Genomic DNA, 3,122 nt, shown 5'->3' with positions numbered 1-3,122 from the left:
TTCATGCCGTGGTGGCAACAGATCCTCGACTATCTATGGCACATGGTGCTGCCGATTATCTCGCTCGGACTTGCCGCCTTCGCCACCATGACGCTGCTGACCAAGAACTCGTTCCTCGACGAAATCCGCAAGCAATACGTCATGACCGCGCGCGCCAAGGGCTGCAGCGAACGGCAGGTGCTGTACAACCACATCTTCCGCAACGCCATGCTGATCGTGATCGCGGGTTTTCCGGGCGCCTTCATCCACGCCTTCTTCTCCGGCTCGCTGTTGATCGAAACCATCTTCTCGCTCGATGGTCTCGGGCTGCTCGGGTTCGAGAGCGTGCTGAACCGCGACTATCCGGTGGTGTTCGGCACGCTGTTCATCTTTTCGCTGGTCGGTCTCGTGGTCAATCTGGTCTCCGATCTGGCCTACATGTGGATCGATCCGCGGATCGATTTCGAGGCGCGGGAGGTCTGATGACGATCACCGCGCCCCAGCCGGTCGAGACCACGACGCCGTCGCCGCGCAGCGAAGCCATCGCGGTGACCCGTCATCGCTTCGCGCTATCGCCGCTCAACCGCCGCCGCTGGCAGAACTTCAAGGCCAACCGCAGGGGTTACTGGTCGTTCTGGATTTTCCTGATCCTGTTCTTTGTTTCCCTGTTCGCCGAGCTGATCGCCAACGACCGTCCCTTCCTCATCAAGTATGACGGCCATCTGTACTGGCCGGCCTTCGTCAGCTATTCCGAAACCACTTTTGGCGGCGACTTCGAGACCGCCGCCGACTATCGCGATCCATACTTGCAGAAACAGATCGCGGACAAGGGCGGCGCCATCGTCTGGCCGCTGATCCGCTATTCCTACGACACCCACAACCTCGATCTGCCGACGCCGGCGCCGTCGAAGCCGACCTGGATGCTGACGGAGGCGCAGTGCAAGGAGGTGGTGCAGAAGAAGGGCCTGAATAGCTGCCGCGACCTCGAATATAACTGGCTCGGCACCGACGATCAGGGCCGCGACGTGGTGGCGCGGCTGATCTACGGTTTTCGCATCTCGGTGCTGTTCGGTCTCACCCTCACCATCGTCTCCTCGATCATCGGCATCGCCGCCGGCGGCGTGCAGGGTTATTTCGGCGGCTGGATCGATCTCGGCTTCCAGCGTTTCATCGAGGTCTGGACCGCGATCCCCTCGCTTTATCTGCTGCTGATCATCTCGGCGGTATTGCCGCCGGGCTTCTTCATCCTGCTCGGCATCCTCTTGTTGTTCTCATGGGTGTCGCTGGTGGGTCTGGTGCGCGCGGAATTTCTGCGCGGGCGCAATTTCGAGTACATCCAGGCGGCCCGGGCGCTTGGCGTGTCCAACCCAGTGATCATGTTCCGCCATCTGCTGCCGAACGCGATGGTGGCGACCATGACGTTCCTGCCGTTCATCGTGTCGTCGTCGGTGATGACGCTGACCGCGCTGGATTTCCTCGGCTTCGGCCTGCCGCCGGGCTCGCCGTCGCTCGGCGAATTGCTGTCGCAGGCCAAGGCCAATGTGCAGGCGCCCTGGCTCGGCTTCACCGGCTTCTTCGCGGTCGCGATCATGCTGTCGCTGCTGATCTTCATCGGCGAAGCCGCGCGCGACGCCTTCGATCCGCGCAAGACGTTCCGGTAAAGACGTGATAATCTCAGCCTCCGAGGTGCCCCATGAACAGGATCGTCAAGGAACACTATCCGGCGTCGAAGCTTCCGGAGGATTTACGAGCCGGCGTGGATCCTTCTTCTACCGTCACGATTACCATCGTCGAAGAGGAAAACAGGCCGGAGAAAGTGATGAGCCTTGAGGAGATTTTTTCTCTAACAGGCTTCCGGCGACGTTCAGCCGCAGAAATTGATGATGATTTGCGTCGTCAACGAGACGAATGGTATGACTGAAGCCTCCTCCAGTTTCATTTACCTGGACACCAACGTCTTCATCAAAGCGGTCGAGGGTCTGGACGAAGCAGCTGCTCCTGCGAAGACTCTCATTAGAACGCTTCGCCGCCAGCGTGCCGGGATGGCGGCAACCAGCGAGATTACGTTCGCGGAAGTTCTCGCTCCCTCCAAGCAAGCGGGTGCCCTGCCGCTTCACACCAAGCGCCGCGCATATCTCGACCTGCTTTTGTGGAGCGGCTTTGTCGCGCTGATACCTGTGAGCCGCAATATACTGATTGAGACGGCCGCGCTGAGAGCGACGGGTAATCTGAAACTGCCTGATGCCATCCAGCTTGCATCCGCCATCCTTTGCCGTTTCTTCGTCTCGGCGGACAAGGATTTCAACAGAATGCCGGAAGGTATGGAGCGATTGAAATGCGACCATGATGACCTGACCCGCTTGCTGAAGGAATTGTCTTGATGGACGCGATCAACCAGCCGCTGCTCGATGTCCGCGACCTCTCGGTGGCGTTCGGCGCTTCGGTCGCGGCCGATCGCATCTCGTTCTCGATCAGGCGCGGCGAATGCGTGGCGCTGGTCGGCGAGTCCGGTTCCGGAAAGTCGGTCAGCGCGCTGTCGATCCTGCGGCTGTTGCCCTATCCGTCGGCGTCGCACCCCTCCGGCAGCATCCTGTTCAGGGGGCGCGACCTCCTGAAGGCGTCGGAACGCGAGATGCGCGAAATCCGCGGCAACGACATCTCGATCATTTTCCAGGAGCCGATGACCTCGCTCAATCCGCTCCACACCATCGAGTCCCAGATCGGGGAGATTCTTGCCCTCCACAACGGCATCAGCGGATCGATGGCGCGGGCGCGGACCCTCGAATTGTTGACCCAGGTCGGCATCGCCGAGCCGGAGACGCGGCTGCAGAGCTATCCGCATCAATTGTCCGGCGGCCAGCGCCAGCGCGTCATGATCGCGATGGCGCTCGCCAACGAGCCGGATTTGCTGATCGCCGACGAGCCGACCACGGCGCTCGACGTCACCGTGCAGAAGGAGATTCTCGACATCCTCGACGATCTCGTCACCGACATGGGCATGTCATTGATCTTCATCTCCCACGACATCGGCGTGATCGGCCGCATCGCCGACCGCACGCTGGTGATGTTCGGCGGCAAGCAGATGGAGCAGGGGCCGACCGTGCAGGTGCTGCGCGCGCCGGCGGCCGCCTATACCCAAAGCC

At 61.1% G+C, this 3,122-nt stretch carries 5 protein-coding genes; all 5 read left to right on the top strand.

Annotated features, from left to right (window positions below):
* The coding region (locus tag WCE35_RS21435) for an ABC transporter permease subunit (protein ID WP_424595319.1) at positions 1–462 on the top strand (462 nt) is incomplete at its 5' end.
* Positions 462–1,640, top strand: a complete 1,179-nt coding sequence (locus tag WCE35_RS21430) for an ABC transporter permease (protein ID WP_424595318.1) — start codon at positions 462–464, stop codon at positions 1,638–1,640. The genes WCE35_RS21435 and WCE35_RS21430, both read left to right, overlap by 1 nt.
* A gap of 32 nt (positions 1,641–1,672) precedes the next feature.
* Positions 1,673–1,900: a hypothetical protein gene (locus WCE35_RS21425; RefSeq protein ID WP_424595317.1), complete on the top strand. Its 228-nt coding sequence runs from the start codon at positions 1,673–1,675 to the stop codon at positions 1,898–1,900.
* A complete protein-coding gene (locus tag WCE35_RS21420; RefSeq protein ID WP_424595316.1) occupies positions 1,893–2,360 on the top strand; it encodes a type II toxin-antitoxin system VapC family toxin in 468 nt (155 codons plus the stop codon). Before WCE35_RS21425 ends, WCE35_RS21420 begins: the two co-directional genes overlap by 8 nt.
* The coding region (locus tag WCE35_RS21415; RefSeq protein ID WP_424595315.1) for an ATP-binding cassette domain-containing protein at positions 2,360–3,122 on the top strand (763 nt) is incomplete at its 3' end. The genes WCE35_RS21420 and WCE35_RS21415, both read left to right, overlap by 1 nt.

Source organism: Bradyrhizobium sp., assembly GCF_049691595.1.
GTDB lineage: Bacteria > Pseudomonadota > Alphaproteobacteria > Rhizobiales > Xanthobacteraceae > Bradyrhizobium.
Note: the sequence above shows the minus strand (reverse complement) of the source record. Positions and strands in the feature narration are given on the sequence as shown.

Excerpts from the sequence above, each read along its gene's own strand:
- WCE35_RS21430 (WP_424595318.1), top strand. The coding sequence starts at position 462 with ATGACGATCACCGCGCCCCAGCCGGTCGAGACCACGACGCCGTCGCCG.
- WCE35_RS21425 (WP_424595317.1), top strand. The coding sequence starts at position 1,673 with ATGAACAGGATCGTCAAGGAACACTATCCGGCGTCGAAGCTTCCGGAG.
- WCE35_RS21420 (WP_424595316.1), top strand. The coding sequence starts at position 1,893 with ATGACTGAAGCCTCCTCCAGTTTCATTTACCTGGACACCAACGTCTTC.